General features: G+C 70.1%; 14 protein-coding genes and 1 pseudogene. 12 read left to right on the plus strand and 3 right to left on the minus strand.

What is annotated here, in order from left to right; translation table 11 throughout:
• Nucleotide 1 precedes the first annotated feature (1 nt).
• From ACGFMM_RS00600 to ACGFMM_RS00620, 5 genes are all read left to right on the plus strand, one after another.
• Nucleotides 2–1,054, plus strand: coding sequence for a carbon-nitrogen hydrolase family protein (locus tag ACGFMM_RS00600; protein WP_393641764.1), 1,053 nt, complete (start codon nucleotides 2–4; stop codon nucleotides 1,052–1,054).
• Entirely contained in the window at nucleotides 1,051–2,163 is a 1,113-nt protein-coding gene (locus ACGFMM_RS00605; RefSeq protein WP_393641766.1) for a cupin domain-containing protein, read from the plus strand. Before ACGFMM_RS00600 ends, ACGFMM_RS00605 begins: the two co-directional genes overlap by 4 nt.
• A gap of 187 nt (nucleotides 2,164–2,350) precedes the next feature.
• Nucleotides 2,351–3,256: a fumarylacetoacetate hydrolase family protein gene (locus ACGFMM_RS00610; RefSeq protein ID WP_393641768.1), complete on the plus strand. Its 906-nt coding sequence runs from the start codon at nucleotides 2,351–2,353 to the stop codon at nucleotides 3,254–3,256.
• 23 nt (nucleotides 3,257–3,279) lie between these two features.
• On the plus strand, nucleotides 3,280–4,077 hold the full coding sequence (locus ACGFMM_RS00615; RefSeq protein WP_393641770.1) for an Asp/Glu racemase: 798 nt from the start codon (nucleotides 3,280–3,282) through the stop codon (nucleotides 4,075–4,077).
• Nucleotides 4,078–4,235: 158 nt separating this feature from the next.
• Nucleotides 4,236–5,069, plus strand: a complete 834-nt coding sequence (locus ACGFMM_RS00620) for a PaaX family transcriptional regulator C-terminal domain-containing protein (RefSeq protein WP_393641772.1) — start codon at nucleotides 4,236–4,238, stop codon at nucleotides 5,067–5,069.
• A gap of 82 nt (nucleotides 5,070–5,151) precedes the next feature.
• Here ACGFMM_RS00620 and ACGFMM_RS00625 read toward each other — a convergent pair whose 3' ends face one another.
• The 3 genes from ACGFMM_RS00625 to ACGFMM_RS00635 form a co-directional block, all read right to left on the minus strand.
• Nucleotides 5,152–6,732, minus strand: coding sequence for a carboxylesterase/lipase family protein (locus ACGFMM_RS00625; RefSeq protein WP_393641774.1), 1,581 nt, complete (start codon nucleotides 6,730–6,732; stop codon nucleotides 5,152–5,154).
• Between the two features lie 13 nt (nucleotides 6,733–6,745).
• Nucleotides 6,746–8,092: a M20/M25/M40 family metallo-hydrolase gene (locus tag ACGFMM_RS00630; RefSeq protein WP_393641776.1), complete on the minus strand. Its 1,347-nt coding sequence runs from the start codon at nucleotides 8,090–8,092 to the stop codon at nucleotides 6,746–6,748.
• A 141-nt stretch (nucleotides 8,093–8,233) separates the two neighbouring features.
• Nucleotides 8,234–9,865, minus strand: coding sequence for a carboxylesterase/lipase family protein (locus ACGFMM_RS00635; protein WP_393641777.1), 1,632 nt, complete (start codon nucleotides 9,863–9,865; stop codon nucleotides 8,234–8,236).
• 297 nt (nucleotides 9,866–10,162) lie between these two features.
• On the opposite strand from ACGFMM_RS00635, the gene ACGFMM_RS00640 reads away from it, so the two are divergent.
• From ACGFMM_RS00640 to ACGFMM_RS00670, 7 genes and pseudogenes are all read left to right on the plus strand, one after another.
• On the plus strand, nucleotides 10,163–11,335 hold the full coding sequence (locus ACGFMM_RS00640; protein WP_393641779.1) for an ABC transporter substrate-binding protein: 1,173 nt from the start codon (nucleotides 10,163–10,165) through the stop codon (nucleotides 11,333–11,335).
• Between the two features lies 1 nt (nucleotide 11,336).
• Nucleotides 11,337–12,215, plus strand: coding sequence for a branched-chain amino acid ABC transporter permease (locus ACGFMM_RS00645; RefSeq protein ID WP_393641781.1), 879 nt, complete (start codon nucleotides 11,337–11,339; stop codon nucleotides 12,213–12,215).
• Nucleotides 12,212–13,189 (plus strand): branched-chain amino acid ABC transporter permease, encoded by a 978-nt coding sequence (locus ACGFMM_RS00650; RefSeq protein ID WP_393641783.1) that lies wholly within the window; start codon nucleotides 12,212–12,214, stop codon nucleotides 13,187–13,189. The genes ACGFMM_RS00645 and ACGFMM_RS00650 overlap by 4 nt, the downstream gene beginning before the upstream one ends.
• Nucleotides 13,190–13,248: 59 nt before the next feature.
• Nucleotides 13,249–13,947 carry an ABC transporter ATP-binding protein gene (locus ACGFMM_RS00655; RefSeq protein ID WP_393641785.1) on the plus strand — a complete coding sequence of 233 codons (699 nt, stop codon included), beginning with the start codon at nucleotides 13,249–13,251 and terminating at the stop codon, nucleotides 13,945–13,947.
• A complete protein-coding gene (locus ACGFMM_RS00660) occupies nucleotides 13,944–14,651 on the plus strand; it encodes an ABC transporter ATP-binding protein (protein ID WP_393641787.1) in 708 nt (235 codons plus the stop codon). Before ACGFMM_RS00655 ends, ACGFMM_RS00660 begins: the two co-directional genes overlap by 4 nt.
• Nucleotides 14,652–14,694: 43 nt before the next feature.
• On the plus strand, nucleotides 14,695–15,165 hold the full coding sequence (locus tag ACGFMM_RS00665) for a VOC family protein (protein ID WP_393641789.1): 471 nt from the start codon (nucleotides 14,695–14,697) through the stop codon (nucleotides 15,163–15,165).
• Nucleotides 15,166–15,804: 639 nt separating this feature from the next.
• Nucleotides 15,805–16,236 (plus strand): annotated as a pseudogene (locus ACGFMM_RS00670) (transposase family protein); the annotation flags it as partial.
• Nucleotides 16,237–16,301: the final 65 nt, after the last annotated feature.

The following is a 16,301-nucleotide window of genomic DNA, read 5'->3' on the forward strand; positions in this document are numbered from 1 at the left end:
GATGAAGGACCAGATGGAGAGGCTGCCTCGCTTCACGGCGGCGGCCGTGCAGTCCTCGCCGGTCTTCCTGGATCCGGCGGCCACGGTCGAGAAGGCCGTGTCCCTCATCGCGGAGGCCGCTTCCCACGGGGCCGAGCTGATCGTGTTCCCCGAGGTCTTCGTCCCGGGGTACCCCTACTGGAACTGGACGATGAACCCAGTCCAGGGCTCCCCGTGGTTCGAGCGCCTGTGGCGGGCGTCCGTCGACGTCCCCGGCCCGCACGTGGACGCGCTGCGCGCGGCGGCCCGCCGGCACGGAGTGGTCGTGGTCATCGGCGTCAACGAACGAAGCCCCCACAGCCTCGGCGTCCTCTACAACACGCTGCTCACCATCGGGCCGGACGGCGGACTTCTCGGAGTGCACCGCAAGCTCGTCCCCACCTGGGCGGAGAAGCTGACCTGGACCGGCGGGGACGGCAGCTCCCTCAAGGTCCATGCCACGCCCGTCGGCCCGCTCGGTGTGCTCGCCTGCGGCGAGAACACCAACACCCTCGCCCGCTTCACCCTGCTCGCCCAGGGCGAGTTGGTGCACGCGGCCGGCTACATCGCGCTGCCGGTCGCACCGGAGGACTACGACATGGCCGACGCCATCGCCGTCCGCACGGCCGCCCACAGCTTCGAGGGCAAGGTCTTCTCCGTCGTCGCCTGCTCCACGATCTCCCCGGAGATCGTGGACACCGTCGCCGGCGACGACGAGGACGTGCGCCGCATGCTCGCCCGCCCCCGCAGCGCCCTCTCGGGGATCTTCGGGCCCGACGGCCGCCCGGTGACCGAACCGCTCGTCGACGACGAGGGCATCGTCTACGCCGAGATCGACCTGGCCAGGTGCATCCAGCCCAAGCAGATGCACGACATCGTCGGCCACTACAACCGCTTCGACGTCTTCCGCCTGCACGTCGACGACACCCCGCGCACGCCGGTCGACTTCACCGCCGACCCCGCCCGCCGAACCACCGCCCCGCCGATGCCGGCTCCGCCCGCAGATACGGCCGGAGCCACGAAGGAGGACTCATGACCGCCGCGTACGACGACGACAGGCTGGGCCGGGCCCGCGTGTCCGACACTCCCGAACTCACCGCCTACTACGGCGAACTCGCCGAACTGGAGGCCGGCGCCCTCTGGACGGTCGCCAACGACATCGAGCCCTGGTACCCGCAGCCGAAGTCCGTACCGGTCCTGTGGCGCTACGACGCCCTGCGCCCCCTGGTCCGCAAGGCGCTCGACCTGGTCAAGGCCGACGACGCCGGACGCCGCGTCGTCATGCTCGTCAATCCCGGCCGCAAAGACGTGAGCGCCGCCGTCGGCCTCCTCTACACCGGCCTGCAGATCATGGGACCGGGGGAGGCGATGACCGCGCACCGCCACCAGGCCGCCGCCCTGCGGTTCGTCCACGAGGGGACCGGCGCCTGGACGATCGTCGACGGCCAGAAGCTGAAGGTCGGTCCCGGCGACTTCGCCATCACCCCCAACGGCACCTGGCACGAGCACGGCAACGAGGCCGACGACGCCCCCGTCATCTGGCAGGACGGCCTCGACATCCCCCTGGTCAACGCCCTGGACGCGGGATTCTACGAAGTCCACCCGGAGCTGTACCAGCAGCCCGGGAAGGTGATCAACTCCTCGGTCCTCACCTACGGCGCCAACCTGCTGCCCTACGGCGTCGAGAAGTGGACCCGCCCCTACTCGCCCCTGCTCGCCTACCCCTGGGAGCCGACCTACGAGTCCCTGCTGGGCCTCGCCAAGGCCACGGAAGGCTCCCCGTACGACGGCGTCATCGCCGAGTACACCAACCCCGTCACCGGCGGGTCCGTGATGCCCACCATGAGCGCCCACATGCAGCTGCTGCGGCCCGGCCAGGCCACGCAGGCCCACCGCCACACCGGATCGGTCGTCTACACCGCGGCCAAGGGCCGCGGCTACTCGGTCATCGCCGGGCAGCGCTACGACTGGCAGCAGGGCGACATCTTCTGCGTCCCGTCATGGGCCTGGCACGAGCACGCGAACCTCGACCAGAACGAGGACGCCTGCCTCTTCTCGTTCAACGACTTCCCCGTCATGCGCTCCCTCGGCTTCCACCGCGAAGAGGCGTACCCCGACAACGGCGGGCACCAGCCCGCCGGTTGAGCCGCCGCCGCGCCGTGACCGCCGGCCCTGACACCGGTACCGGCGCGGCGGCGCCGAACCGGAGGCGATTCGAACCTTCCCCGCATCGCCCCGGCCCCGGGGCGGCGGTACGGAAACACGGACCGTACCGCCGCCCCGAACCCTCCTGACCCCTTGCTCTCCCTCCCATACTCCCCAAGGAGCCGTCATGCGCCTCGTGACCTTCACCCTCGACGACGCCCCCGCCCGCCTCGGCGCCCAGGTCGACGACCGGGTGGTCGACCTCGCCGCCCTGGCCGCCCACCACGACACCGAGCTGCCCCAGGACCTGCTGACCTTCCTCCGCGCGGACGCCGACGTCCACGACACCGCGCGCCGGCTGCTCGCCGGCGACCCGACCGGCTGGCCGGCCGCAGCCGTCCACGACCTCGCGGCGGTGGCGCTCCAGGCCCCGCTTCGCCCCGGCAAGATCATCGGGGTCGGTCTCAACTACGTGGAACACGTCGAGGAGTCCAGCCGTAGCCTGGACACCGACAAGGACCTGCCCCCGCGCCCCGTCCTCTTCAGCAAGCCCGCCACCGCGGTCACCGGGCCCGGGCAGCCGATCCTGCACAACGGCGACCTCACCCAGCAGCTCGACTGGGAGTGCGAACTGGCCGTCGTCATCGGCCGCACCGCCTTCCGCGTCAGCGAGGAGGAGGCGTACGACCACATCTTCGGCTACAGCATCGTCAACGACATCAGCGCACGCGACCAGCGCCGCTCCGGCCAGTGGTTCTTCTCCAAGGGCCAGGACTCCTACGCGCCCTTCGGCCCCGCCGTCGTCACCGCCGACGAGATCGCCGACCCCATGGCGCTGGACCTCGAACTGCGCGTGAACGGCGTCACCAAGCAGAAGTCGAGCACCCGCCACATGCTCTTCCCCATCGCCCGCCTGATCGCGGACATCTCCTCCGGCGTGACCCTGGAACCGGGCGACGTCATCGCCACCGGCTCCCCCTCCGGCGTGGGCGCGGGCATGGTGCCGCCGGAGTTCCTGGTCCCGGGCGACACGGTGGAAGCCACCGTCGAGCACATCGGCACCCTCGCCAACCCCGTCGTCGACGCCCGCTGACAAGCAGCCACGGAGCAATATCCATGACCACTCACCGCACCTACCGCATCGGCCAGATCGTGCCGAGCTCCAACGTCACGATGGAGACCGAGATCCCGGCCATCCTGCGCGCCCGGGAGAGCGTGGCGCCGGAGCGCTTCACCTTCCACTCCAGCCGTATGCGCATGACCCACGTCACGCCCGAACAGCTCAAGGCCATGGACGCCGACTCCGACCGGTGTGCCACCGAACTGTCCGACGCCCGTGTGGACGTCCTCGGCTACGCCTGCCTGGTCGCCATCATGAGCATGGGCCTCGGCTACCACCGAACGTCCGAGGAACGCCTCCACGCACGCACCGTCGAGAACGGCGCCCCCGCCCCGGTCGTCACCAGCGCCGGCGCCCTCGTACACGGCCTGCATACCCTCGGCGCCAAGAAGATCGCGCTCGTCGCCCCGTACATGCGCCCACTGACCCGGACGGTGGTCGACTACCTGACCCACGAGGGCATCGAGGTGCTCGACTACGCGGCGCTCGAGATCCCCGACAACCTGGACGTGGCCGCCCACGACCCCGCCCGGCTGCCCGGGATCGCCCGCGCCCTCCAGCACGCCGACGCGGACGCCGTCGTCCTGTCCGCCTGCGTCCAGATGCCCTCCCTCGGAGCCGTCGAGGAGGCGGAACAACTCCTCGGAAAGCCCGTCGTCTCCGCGGCGGTGTGCACCGCACACCAGATGCTGCGCACGCTGGACCTGCCGGCCGTCGCGCCCGGAGCGGGACACCTCCTCTCCGGCGCGTACGCCGAGACGCCGCTGCCCCGGCGCGAGGCGACCGCGGAATGAGCGGTCGCCCTCGCTCGCGCTGACGGCGCGCTGCGGCAGGGAACGAGAACGGCGCGCCGCCCCGTCGTCGTACACCTGGCCGACCGTGAACGGGACCAGGACGGTGCTCCGTCCGCCCGGCTCGGTAGGATCGCGACCGCATACGACGGAAGGCGATCATGGCGGACAGTCCCCTCAGGCCCAGCTCATTGATCAACACGGTCTACGGGGCGTTCCTCCGCCGCCTCGGCGGCTGGATCTCGGTCGCCGACCTGATCGCCCTGATGTCCGAACTGGACGTCGACGGCCCGGCGGCGCGCTCGGCGATCTCCCGGCTCAAGAAGAAGGGCGTCCTCGAACCGGAACGCCGCGGCGCCACGGGCTACCGGCTGAGCGAGGCCGCACAGCCCGTCTTCGACGAGGGAGACCGGCGGATCTTCGGCAGCCTGGAGCCGGCGAAGCTGAGCGACGGCTGGGCGATGGCCGTCTTCTCCGTACCGGAGACCGAGCGCTCGTACCGCTACCAGCTGCGCACCCGGCTGACCTGGCTGGGGTTCGGGAACATCGCCCCGGGTGTGTGGCTCGCACCCGGCCGGCTCCTCGGCGACGCCCGCGAGATGCTGGTCCGGCGCGGGCTCAGCGACTACGTGCATCTGTTCGCCGCGGACTACGCCGCCTTCAGCGACCTGCCCGAGACGGTGAGTTCGTGGTGGGACTTCCCGGCGATCCAGGCGCAGTACGCCACGTTCACCCAGACGTACGGACCCATCGCCGCCGGCCTCCCGCACCCGCGCGACATCGACGGCGGCGAGGCATTCCGGCACTACGTCCCGATGCTCACCCAGTGGCGCCGACTGCCCTACCTCGACCCCGGCCTGCCCAGCGAGCTCCTGCCCGCCGACTGGAACGCGGTCGCCGCGCGCCGGATCTTCCAGCAGCTTCATGACGTGCTCGCCCCACCGAGCCTGCTGCACGTCCAACAGGTCACCGGCCTGACAGAAGGCCCCGCCTAGGGTTCGTCTCCGCCAGGAGCCGGCGGAACAGGGTGCCCTGTTCCGCCGGCGTGATCCGGTCCGGGAATCGCTCCCCGCATCGTCAGAGACCGGACTCCTCGTGCCAGATTCTGCGGGATGCCGAGAGCGGGTCCTCGACGACCGACGGCTCGACGTCCCAGAGGCGAGTCGTCGGCTGCTGCGTCGTGAAGGGGGCCCAGCCGGGATCCCCCGAGTCGGCGAAGGAGATCCAGGAGGCACGGAGCTGTTCCGAGAGGTGCGTGAAGTCCTGGGACGGGGCCTTGCCGCCGAACAGGAAGCCTGACAGAGGCCCCCGCGTGTGGCCGAAGGTCGCGGGGATGTCCATGGTGTGACAGGCGCCGAGCACCCCGCCGAACGCCGGACTGCTCCACGTGAAGTCGTACAGCCACGCTCGTCCGCCCGCTGCGGCGTGTGCCTCGGCCAGCCACGTCGCGGGCATCCGGAACAACGCGTCCGAGAACATCGTGACGTACAGCTGGGCGTCGGTGAGGCCCGGGTGGGCGGCTCGGTACTCGGCTGCTGCCTGACGGCCGATCCCCAACCCCTCGGTGACGACCGCGAGGTCGAGGTCGCGAATCCTCGCCGAGGGCTGCGCCGGCTTGCGCGATGCACGCTCGCGGAATCCCGCGCGTGCCGCCGCGAGCATCATGGGCACGGCCTTGACCATCGCGCCGAGTTTCATCTTGACGAGGCCGCGCTCCATGGCGAACAGAGTGAACTCGTCATGCGTGTACCCGGAGATGAGGTCGACGTCACGTGCGCACCCGGAACGGAGGGCCAGCCACGGCTTGTCGACCACGGTGACGCCGTCGATGACGGGCGAGAACGCGGTGATCGCCTCGGGAGTCGTCCAGTTCGCCGGCTCCGCTCGCATCGCGGGCAGGGCCACGTCCTGTACCGCCAGCAACGCCTCAGGTGACACGGAAGCCAGACCGTCGAGGCCCACGCCGACCGCTTCCCCCATCATCACGGCGATCCGCCGGGCTTCCTCCTCGGGCAGGAAGCGCCCGGCCATGCTCTGGACGATGGCGCGGCGGAACAGACCGCGCGCGGCGGGGGCGGACAGGAGGGCGGCGACGGACGCCCCTCCGCCGGACTCACCGAAGACCGTGACCTTGTCCGGGTCGCCGCCGAAGGCCGCGATGTTCTCGTGCACCCACGTGAGCGCCGCGGCCTGGTCGAGGAAGCCCCGGTTGGCGGGCGCGCCCGGCACGAATCCGAATCCTTCGAAGCCGACGCGGTAGTTGAAGGTCACCATGACCACGCCACCCTGGGCGATTACCTCGCCGTCGTAGCCGGGATCCGCGGAGTAGCCGGTCTTCCACCCTCCGCCGTAGATCCACACCATGACCGGAAGCCGGTCACCCGCGCCCCCGGGGGTCCACACGTTCACGCTGAGGCAGTCCAGGCCGTCTTCCGGTCGCCAGGCCGAGGGCATTCCGGGAAGCAGCGGCAGCTGTGGGGGCGCGGCGCTGAAGGACGTCGCGGGGCGGACGCCGTCCCACGCGGGGACCGGGGCCGGCGCCTGGAATCTCAGGGGGCCGGCCGGCGGGAGGGCGTACGGGATGCCCTTGAAGACCGACAGCCCGTTCTCCGCTGTGCCTTCGATCTTGCCGGTCAGGGTCTCGATGACAACACCCATGGGGTGGCTCCTTTCATGTGGAGAGTCTGAGGACCGCGTCGAGGAGGCATTTCCCGCCGAACATCAGGTCGGTGATCCGGGCATGTTCGTCGGGCGCGTGGATGAGCCGCATGATGTCCGCGTCACTTGAGGAGGGAAAGAACCCGATCACCCTCGTGTCGGGGAAGGCGCGGGCATCCGTGGACGCCGGATTGATGTACGGCAGGACCCGCGCACCCGGTTCGTGGGCCCCGACCGTATCGCCCAGGACCCGCAGGATCTCCGGGTCGTCGTGGACGGCGTGGCTCGCTCTGCCGTGCAGCAGTGAGACCTCGACACGGTCTCCGGCAGCCCGTTGAATCTCCTCGACCCACTGATCGGGCAGCTCGCCGGGCAGAAGACGCCCGTCGAGCACCACACTCGCCTCGACGGGCACCACGTTCTGCCGCTGCCCCGCGGACAGCATGGTGGGAGTGGCGGTGTTGTGCAGCCCGGCGACGACGAACTCCCGCAGGACGGGATCGATGGGCAGGCTGTTCGCCCGGGCCCAGGTCGGTTCCTTCAGCAGTTGCTCGATCGCCTCCGCGCCCGGTCCCGGGTGCAGGTCCGCCAAGGTGCTCAGCATGAGGTGCGAGGCCGGATGCAGCACCGACTTCGGGGCGAACGCGCGCAGGCGGAGCAGGGCCTCGGCAAGCGCGAAGACCGCAGACTCCGCACGTGGGACGGAGGCATGGCCGCCGGGCCCGCGCGCGGTGACCCGCATCCGGGCGCTGCCCTTCTCGGCCACCTGCACGGTGTACACAGGGCCGCCGGGGGTCATGAAACGCTGGCCGCCGCCTTCGTTGATGGCCAACTCGGCCTCGACGAGAGTGCGGTGGTTCTCCCAGAGCCAGTACGCCCCCAGCCGGCTGCCGGCTTCCTCGTCGGCTGTGACCACCATCAGCACATCCCGGGTCAGCCGGATCCGGTGGGCGGCCAGGAGTTGCATCGTCAGCAGGCTCGCGGCGACCTGGCTCTTCATGTCGAGCGCTCCGCGGCCCCAGACGCGGCCGTCGGCCACCTCGCCCGAGAAGGGCGGACGGCTCCACCCGTCGGGCCCCGCGCCGACCACGTCGGCGTGGCTCAGCAGCATGAGCGGCGGCTTCTGCCCCGACCCGGGCAGCCGGGCGACGAGGTTGGCCCGTCCGGGCTCGGACTCCAGAATGGTGTGCGCGATACCGAAGGGGGTCAGCTCGCGGGAGAGGTAGCGCGCGACGGCGATCTCGTTGCCCGGCGGGTTCGAGGTGTCCAGGCGGACCAGTGCCGAGAGATGGCCGACCAGACTGCGTTCCTGGTCGGCCCAGGAGAAGGGGAGCGGCATCTGCTCGGGTGAGGTGAACATCAAACGCTCCGCGATTCCTGAACGGGACAGATACGATGTGTTACACGTGTAACTGACGTTTTCTGTGTAACACATTCCAAGCGGTTCGCGCCAGATCCGGTGTCCCGCGGTGCGGAGCGCCACGGGACCTGACGGATGGGGCTACCGCGCTGTCGCCTGGTGCAGGCGCCGCCAGTAGCCCGCGAGGTCGTCGACAGCGGTGGTGACCGAGTCGAGGGCCATCGTCGTGCGGGACTCCCGGTCGTAGCGGCCCCAGCGCGGCATGGGGTCGTGGTTGGGGTCGCCGGTGCGGATGAAGGAGATCCAGGACGCGTGCATGGTCGCGGCGAGACCGTCACGGATCCGGGGGTTGAGTCCTGCCAGGAACGGGGCCTGTGACCACTTGTCGAAGTTGTTGAACACGAACGGCAGTTCCAGGCAGTGTGCGGCCGCGAGCCGACCGTCGTGCGCGGGGGTCGGGAGATCGAACTGGTACGCCCAGACCGGACGCCCGCGAGCCGCCCGCCCTTCGGCCAGCGCCAGAGCGGGCATGCGGAAGAGGTCGTCGCCGATCAGATCCATGAGTACGTCCACCGGCCTGGCACCCGGCCGGGCCTCCTCGTAAGCGGTGTACGCCTGGGCCGCCCGGTTCCCGAAGGTGTCCCGCGCCCTTGCGAGCACCTGCTCCTTGGTTGCGGCGGCGTACGGCTGGCTGAGCGCGAAGGCGAAGTTGGCCTCTTCCCGGGTCCAGCCGATCAGCACGTCGATCTCCGTCCCGGCGCCGCTGAGCAACAGGTCGGCGGGGTCGCGGTCCAGCGTGATTCCGTCGAGCACCGGCAGGAACGGGGTCGACCAGTATCCCCACCGTCCGGTGCGCCCGAACATCTCGAAGGTGGCGGCGATCAGGCGCGGCCAGGGCACGGCCCGTAGCTCCGCCACGTCCTTGGCTCCGAGGATGTCCAGGAAGGCGGCGGTGCGCTGGAGCGACTCGGCGCGCGTGGGGATCTTCAGTCCGAGCGGAGGGCTCTGCAGGATGGCGCGCCGGAACAGCGGGCGGCCCTTGGGCTGTACCCCGGCCAGAGCCGCGACCGACAGCGCGCCACCGGACTGGCCGGCGACGGTGATGTTGTCCGGGTCGCCGCCGAACGCGGCGATGTTGTCCCGTACCCAGCGCAGGGCGGCGAGCTGGTCGGTGAGCCAGAAGTTCCCGCCGGCGCCCTCCTCGCCGAAGTAGAGGTAACCCAGAGGGCCGAGCCGGTAGTTGACGGTCACGACGACGAGGTCGCCGTTGCGTGCGAAAGTCTCGCCGGAGTAGTTGGGCAGCGAGCCGGATCCCGAGATGAAGCCGCCGCCGTGGATCCACACCATCACCGGTCGCTTGGCGTTGTCGGCCCCGGGAGTCCAGACGTTGAGCGTGAGGCAGTCCTCGTCGAAGGGGGGTGAGCCGTGAGTTCCGAGCACTTGGTCGCCTCCTTCCCGGTAAGGCTGCGGTGCGCTCGGGCCGAAGGCGGTCGCGTCGCGGGTTCCCTGCCAGCCCGGGTGGGGCTGAGCCGGCCGCCATCGAAGCGCGCCGATCGGCGGGGCCGCGTACGGCACGCCCTTGAAGACGGAAAGGGCGCCTTCCGTGCTTCCGCGCAGTCCGCCGGTGGGCAGATCCACGACGGGTGTGGTGTCGTCCGTACGCGGGGTGGCCTGCGCCGCCGCGCGCCCGCCCGACAGGCCGGACAGCAGTGTGGCTCCGGCCAGCGCCCCGCTGTTCTTGAGGACTTTGCGCCGCGATGGATCGTCGGTCATGGTGCTTCAACTCCTGACTGATCACGAGCCCGCTCGCTCGATCGACATTGCGCGAAATTGGCGATGGTCAGTGTGGCGGCATACGTGAGGGCGGAGTCAAGGGGTGTGGCCCACCATCTCGCGATCTCTTGACGGTCGTCCCGATTAAGCGATAGACACGTGTCACTTTCCCGGCACTCCTCAATCGGCGGCCAGGTCGCCCCTGAGGGCTGGACCTCCCTTGCCCGGGACCCTCAAGGCAGTCCCCTCGGCAACATCCCGGCCCTTCAGGGCTGGTTGACCACGTACGGAGCATTCATGAGAAGTCGGATTCGCCCCATCGGACTCATCGCCGTGACGCTGGCCCTCTCGCTGGCCACGGCATGTGGTGGTGCCAGCCTCGGGAACGGCGGCGACACGCAGGACGGGCCCTTGAAGATCGGGCTCCTCGTCCCGCAGTCGGGGACCTACAAGGCACTGGGCGACGAGATGAAGCAGGGCTTCGAGCTCTACGTCGAACAGCACGGTGGCAGGCTCGGCGGGCGCGAGGTGGAGATCGTGGTCGCGGACGAGGGGGAGACGGCCGACTCGGGCAAGGCGGCGGCGGAGAAGCTGGTCAAGCAGGACCGTGTGCTGGCGGTGAGCGGCGTGGTGAGCTCGGCCACCATCAACGGGGTCAAGGACCTGTTCGAGACCGGCAGGGTTCCGCTCGTCGGCTCGAACGCCTCGCCCACGACACTGACGGGGACCCAGTACATCTGGCGCACCTCGTACGTCAATGACGAACCCGGCAAGGCGCTGGGCAAGCACGTGGCGGAGAAGGCCGGCGGCAGTGTGTTCCTCATCGCCGCGGGCTACCAGGCGGGCAAGGACGAGGTGGAGGGCTTCAAGTCCACCTTCCTCCCGGCGGGCGGCAAGATCGCGGGGGAGGCGGTGTACACACCGTTCCCCGGGACCAAGAACTTCCAGCCGTACCTCGCGCAGATCGAGAGATCCGGCGCGAAGGCCGTCTTCTGCTTCTACGCCGGCGGTGCGGCCGTCGACTTCGTCAAGCAGTACCGGGACTTCGGACTTGCCGGCAAGATCCCGCTCTACGCGCCCGGCTTCCTCACCGAGGGCGGCGTGCTCAAGGGTCAGGGAGAGGCAGCCACCGGCATCCTCACCGCACTCAACTACAGCGCGGACCTGGACAACGCCGCCAACAAGCGGTTCGCCCCGGCCTACACCTCCGCTTACGGGACGGCCCCGACCACCTACGCGATGGCGTCATGGGACGCGGCGCAGGTGCTCGACAAGGCGATCAAGGCGGCCGGATCCACGGTGACCTCGGAGACAGTCAACGCCGCCATCGCCAAGGTGGGGGACATCGACAGCCCTCGCGGCACCTGGCGGTTCAACAGCGGCGGTACGCCGATCCAGCCCTGGTACCTGCGTGAGGTCAAGCAGGGGGCCAACACCGTCCGTTCCGAGCTCGGCCGGCTGGGCGGCTGACATGGCCGGATGGTTGGACGGCAACTTCGTCAGCGTCATCGACGGGATCGCCTTCGGTCTGCTGCTGTTCACGATCGCGGTCGGTCTCTCCCTGGTCTTCGGCATGATGGACGTACTCAACCTGGCCCACGGCACGCTCTACCTCGCCGGGGCCTACGTCGCCTACGCACTGTCCGACGGGAGCCTGTGGGGCCTGCTCCTCGCGCTGGCGGCCGGCGCCCTGGTCGGCGTCCTGGGCGGCGCGGCGCTGACGTTCCTCACCCAGCCGCTGGCCCGGCGCGGACACCTCGACCAGGCCGTGCTGACGCTCGGCATCACCTTCATCGTCGCCGATCTCCTCGCCGCGGCCTTCGGCGGCGAGGTGCTGCCCACCGACCCGCCCACCGCCCTCCGCGGGACGGTGGACCTCTTCGGCCATGCGTATCCGGTCTACCGGCTCGTGTTCATCGGCGTCGCGACCGGCCTCGCCGCCGTCGTGTACCTCGTCTTCGAACGCAGCTCGCTCGGAGCACTGGTACGGGCCACCGTCGCGGACCGCGACATGGTCCGCGCGCTGGGCGTCGACATCCGCAAGGTGCTCTACGGGGTCTTCGCGCTCGGCGCGGCCCTGGCCGCGATCGGTGGCGTCCTCGGGGCGCCGATTCTCGGGCCCGGGCCGGGCGTCGACGAATCCGTGCTCGTCCTTTCGCTCGTCGTCGTCGTGGTGGGCGGTCTCGGATCCGTGCGCGGTGCACTCGTCGGCGCGCTTCTCATCGGCCAGGTGCAGACACTCGGAGTGGCGCTGCTCCCGGAGTACGCTCCCTTCCTGCTCTTCGGCGCCATGCTGGCCGTGCTCGTCGTCCGCCCGCACGGCCTGGTCCCGTCGGGGGTGCGCGCATGAGCCCGTCCAGACCTTCCCGATCCACCGCACGGCGGCTCTCCGCGACCGCCGTCGCCGTCGGGCTCGCGTCGGCCCCCTTCGTCCTGGGCTCGTACGCCATCGGCACCCTGTCGCGGATCCTGGTGTTCGCCCTTCTCGCCCTGAGCGTCAACCTGCTCACCGGTCTGACCGGACTGCCGACCCTCGGGCAGTCGGCGTACTTCGGCGTGGGCGCCTATACGGCGGCGATCGTGGCGACGCGGCTCACCGACACAGGGATCCTCCAACTCCTCATCGCCGCAGGGGTCTCCGCGCTCGTGGCCGTGCCGACAGGATGGCTGGCCGTGAGGGCCCGGGGTGTGGTGTTCCTGATGCTCACGCTGGCCATCGGCGAGATCGCCTACAGCGCCGCCGTCGACTGGAAGTCGTTGACCAACGGTACCGACGGCATGTCCGGCATCCCGCCCGTCGTCCCGTTGCCCGGCATGCCCGCGCTGGAGCTTGACGGGCTGGTGTACTTCTACGTCCTGGCCGTGTTCCTGCTGCTCTTCGCGGCCGTCTCCCGCCTGGGCTCGACGCCGTTCGCCCTAGCCCTGCGCGGAATCCGCGACAACGAGTCCCGGATGAGAGCGATCGGATATCCCACCCGGCGCTATGCCCTGACCGTCTACTGCGGCGCCGGAGCACTGGCCGGCGCCGCGGGAGCCCTGTGGGTGTCGGTGCAGCGGTTCGTCTCGCCCGGCGACGCCGGATTCGAGATCGCCGCCCTGGCGCTGCTCGCCGTCGTCATCGGCGGCGCCGGCTCGATGTGGGGGACTTGTACCGGCGCCGCGCTCATCTGGCTCATGCGCGAGTACCTGGGAAACCTCGAAGCCATCGCCGGGCGGGGGCCGCTGCTGCTCGGCCTGTTCTTCGTCGCCGCCGTCTACACGCTGCCTCGCGGGCTGGCCGGCGTACGGCTCCCGTCCAAAACGACCCGGAAGAGAACGGCGTGACACATCTCGATCTCCTGGAACTACGGCAGGCATCACGGCACTTCGGGTCCTTCAGAGCCGTGGACGACGTAGACCTCACGGTGCGTGCGGGCGCTCGGCACGCGATCATCGGCCCGAACGGGGCAGGAAAGTCCACCCTGTTCGGCCTGATATCCGGAACGTCGGCGGCCACCACCGGACGCATCCTCGTCGACGGGCGGGACGTGACCCGGCTGCCGGTGGACCGCCGGGTCGCGCTCGGTGTCGCCGCGACCTTCCAGCACTCCAGTCTCTTCATGCGTGAGACCGCTCTGGAGAACGTACTGCTCGCCGTGCTGCGCCGGCCCGGTACGGGACTCGGCGGCTGGCGGAAGGTGAGTGCCCGGGCCGCGGCGATCGCGCAGGCGCGCACACTCCTCGAACGAGTTGGCCTGCCCACCCGGCACGACGCCCTGGCGGCCGCCCTCTCGCACGGCGAACGACGGCAGCTGGAGGTCGCCGTCGCGCTGGCCACGGAACCCCGGCTGCTGCTGCTGGACGAGCCGGCGGCCGGCATGTCGCCGGCGGAGACGGCACGACTCACTGAACTGCTCGCCGCCCTGCCCGATGAGGTGACCGTCCTCCTGATCGAACACGATCTCGACATGGTCTTCGAGCTCGCCGACACGGTGACGGTCATGCACCTCGGCAGGCACCTCAAGACCGGATCCCCGGATGAGGTGCGGGCCTCCGCAGAGGTCCAGAGCGCCTACCTCGGAACCATGGAGGTGGCGTCGTGAAGCCGTTCCTCAGCGTGCGCGAGCTGAGTTCCGGTTACGCCGGGGGCATCGTCCTGGGCGGTGTCGATCTCGACCTCGACGCGGGCGCGACCGTCGCGGTGCTCGGGCGCAACGGAGTCGGGAAGACCACCCTCGTCTCGACCATCATGGGACTCGTCCGGCCGTACCAGGGCAGCGTCACCCTCGACGGCCGGGAGATCGCAGGGGCCCGCGTCGACGTGATAGCCCGGGCCGGCGTGGGTGTCGTTCCGCAGGGGCGCCGCGTCTTCGCGCCGCTGACCGTGGCAGAGCACCTGGCGATCGCCTCGCGGGGTCCGACACGGGGCGCGTGGACGCGGGCCCGCGTCCTCGACCTGCTGCCGCGCCTGGGGGAGCGGCTCGGGCATCGCGGTGACCAGCTCTCCGGCGGGGAACAGCAGATGCTCGCGATCGCCCGGGCCCTGCTGGGCAATCCGCGCCTGCTGCTGCTCGACGAGCCGTCCGACGGCCTCGCTCCCGCGATCGTCGCCCACGTGGGCGAAGTGATCCGGGAGGTGAGCGCGCAGGGCATGTCGGTCCTCCTCGTCGAGCAGAACCTGGGGCTGGCCTTGTCCGTCGCCCAGAACGTGGCGGTCATGCAGAAGGGCAGCATCGTCCACCAGGCGTCCTGCGCGGAATTCGCATCCCGCCCCGACGACCGGCGGCGACTGCTAGGCGTCGAATGACCGGTCGACCGGAAGCACCACCCTCACCCGGAGGCTTCACCCCATGGCTCCTTCCCCTGATCAGAACCCGCTCTTCTCCGCGCTCGGGCGCATGGTGGTGCTTGTCGCGGACACCGAAGCCGCCCTGGCCTTCTACCGGGACGTCCTGGGCTTCGAGGTCCTGCACGACCAGACGGCTGACGGCTACCGCTACCTGCACATCGGCCTGCCCGACCGGGCGCCGGCGGGCCTCTGGCTGATGCCCGCGGCCACGGAGCAGGAGCGTGAGCTGATCGGCCGTCAGTGCGGCGGTCAGCCTCTGCTCGTCCTGTATACGGCCGATGTGCAACAGACCGCCGATCACCTGCGCGCACACGGCGTGCGGGTGTGGGACGAGCGGGAGGAGGTCGACAGCCGCTCTCTGCACTTCGAAGACCTGTACGGGAACGTCATCGTGGCGGCGCAACTACCCGTCCGACAACGGTCTTCGCGTGCCGGACCTCGGACCGTTCCGGGCTGTCGGCGACCGGGGTGAACGTCTCGCTCCCACCGCGATGACCGGCAGACGATCGCGCTCCAACTCGTCTACGGCTGGGACAGGTGTACTGCCGGCACGAGGATTCTGCTGATGCCCCCCGAAGTGGCGCTGTCCCTGCCTCTTGGTCAGGTACTGCGCGGTGGCCGCGCCATCTCCGGCGAAGGCCGTCAGGCCGGCGGCGGCGCTTCGGGCGAGGACGCGCCGAAACCACGGATAGTGCTCGGGCTGGACGTGGAACCCCGGCTCGGGCGCTGGCGGGGCGTCGCCCTCGTGGGGCCGTTGGATTCCCGGGTAGATGTTCTCGTCGTCGACGGGTTGATCGAGGCGGTTGTTGGGGGTGTCCGGCGAGCCGTTCAGCCGGCCGCCGGTTCCTCGTGCCTGCAAGGCGTGCACCGTGAGGGGGCCCTCGGTCGGAAGCTCCGTGCTGAACACCAAGGCCGGCGTCTGGTTCCACGCGCCGATGTGGACTGCTTCGACATGGGCGGAGGCGGACGCCAGCTGGGTGTGCGACGTGGCGGCGTTGCTGTGGTTGCCCTTGCAGGCGATCGGGATGGCCAACGACGGCTCGCCGGGCTTCCAGACCTCGGCGAAGAACTGTGGCCGGTAGCGGTAGCCGGATCGCGGCCCGGGGTCACGGCAAGGAAGAAGCAGAACACTATGAAGGACACCGTCATTGCCGATGCCCGGGGCCGCGCGCTGTGGGCCGATGCCCTGCGACCTGGTCGGATGCACGATGCGACCGCCGCAAGCAACGAAGGCGTCGCCGTCTGCTTCCAGCATTTCCCGGAGGCGCTTCTGGACGACGGCTCCCTCGGTCTCGGACGCGACCACCCCGGACAGGCCATCACGCCACCCGGAAAACCGAACAAGATCGCTTTGCCGCACGTGCACGCAGCCAGAGAAGAGGCCCGGCACAACCACTCATCGAACGCATCACCGTCGAGCACGCGCTCGCCGACCACAAACGCTGGAGGCAGCTGACCCGCTGGACCCACCGGCGAGAGGTCCTGCCCGACACCTACCGGGCCATCCCCGGCCCCGGTCTCCGACCGCAACACCACCACCTGACAAAACCACCAGCTCAGGACCGTGCATCTCCAACGCGATCACGCACCAGCTTGCCAGCGCCGGAC

This window comes from Streptomyces sp. NPDC048604 (assembly GCF_043199435.1).
GTDB lineage: Bacteria > Actinomycetota > Actinomycetes > Streptomycetales > Streptomycetaceae > Streptomyces.

Bases quoted from the DNA above. Each gene is read 5' to 3' on its own strand.
- ACGFMM_RS00615 (WP_393641770.1), top strand. From the start codon at position 3,280: ATGACCACTCACCGCACCTACCGCATCGGCCAGATCGTGCCGAGCTCC.
- ACGFMM_RS00610 (WP_393641768.1), top strand. From the start codon at position 2,351: ATGCGCCTCGTGACCTTCACCCTCGACGACGCCCCCGCCCGCCTCGGC.
- ACGFMM_RS00600 (WP_393641764.1), top strand. From the start codon at position 2: ATGAAGGACCAGATGGAGAGGCTGCCTCGCTTCACGGCGGCGGCCGTG.
- ACGFMM_RS00630 (WP_393641776.1), bottom strand. From the start codon at position 8,092: ATGTTCACCTCACCCGAGCAGATGCCGCTCCCCTTCTCCTGGGCCGAC.
- ACGFMM_RS00645 (WP_393641781.1), top strand. From the start codon at position 11,337: ATGGCCGGATGGTTGGACGGCAACTTCGTCAGCGTCATCGACGGGATC.
- ACGFMM_RS00605 (WP_393641766.1), top strand. From the start codon at position 1,051: ATGACCGCCGCGTACGACGACGACAGGCTGGGCCGGGCCCGCGTGTCC.
- ACGFMM_RS00620 (WP_393641772.1), top strand. From the start codon at position 4,236: ATGGCGGACAGTCCCCTCAGGCCCAGCTCATTGATCAACACGGTCTAC.
- ACGFMM_RS00665 (WP_393641789.1), top strand. From the start codon at position 14,695: ATGGCTCCTTCCCCTGATCAGAACCCGCTCTTCTCCGCGCTCGGGCGC.
- ACGFMM_RS00625 (WP_393641774.1), bottom strand. From the start codon at position 6,732: ATGGGTGTTGTCATCGAGACCCTGACCGGCAAGATCGAAGGCACAGCG.
- ACGFMM_RS00650 (WP_393641783.1), top strand. From the start codon at position 12,212: ATGAGCCCGTCCAGACCTTCCCGATCCACCGCACGGCGGCTCTCCGCG.
- ACGFMM_RS00640 (WP_393641779.1), top strand. From the start codon at position 10,163: ATGAGAAGTCGGATTCGCCCCATCGGACTCATCGCCGTGACGCTGGCC.
- ACGFMM_RS00635 (WP_393641777.1), bottom strand. From the start codon at position 9,865: ATGACCGACGATCCATCGCGGCGCAAAGTCCTCAAGAACAGCGGGGCG.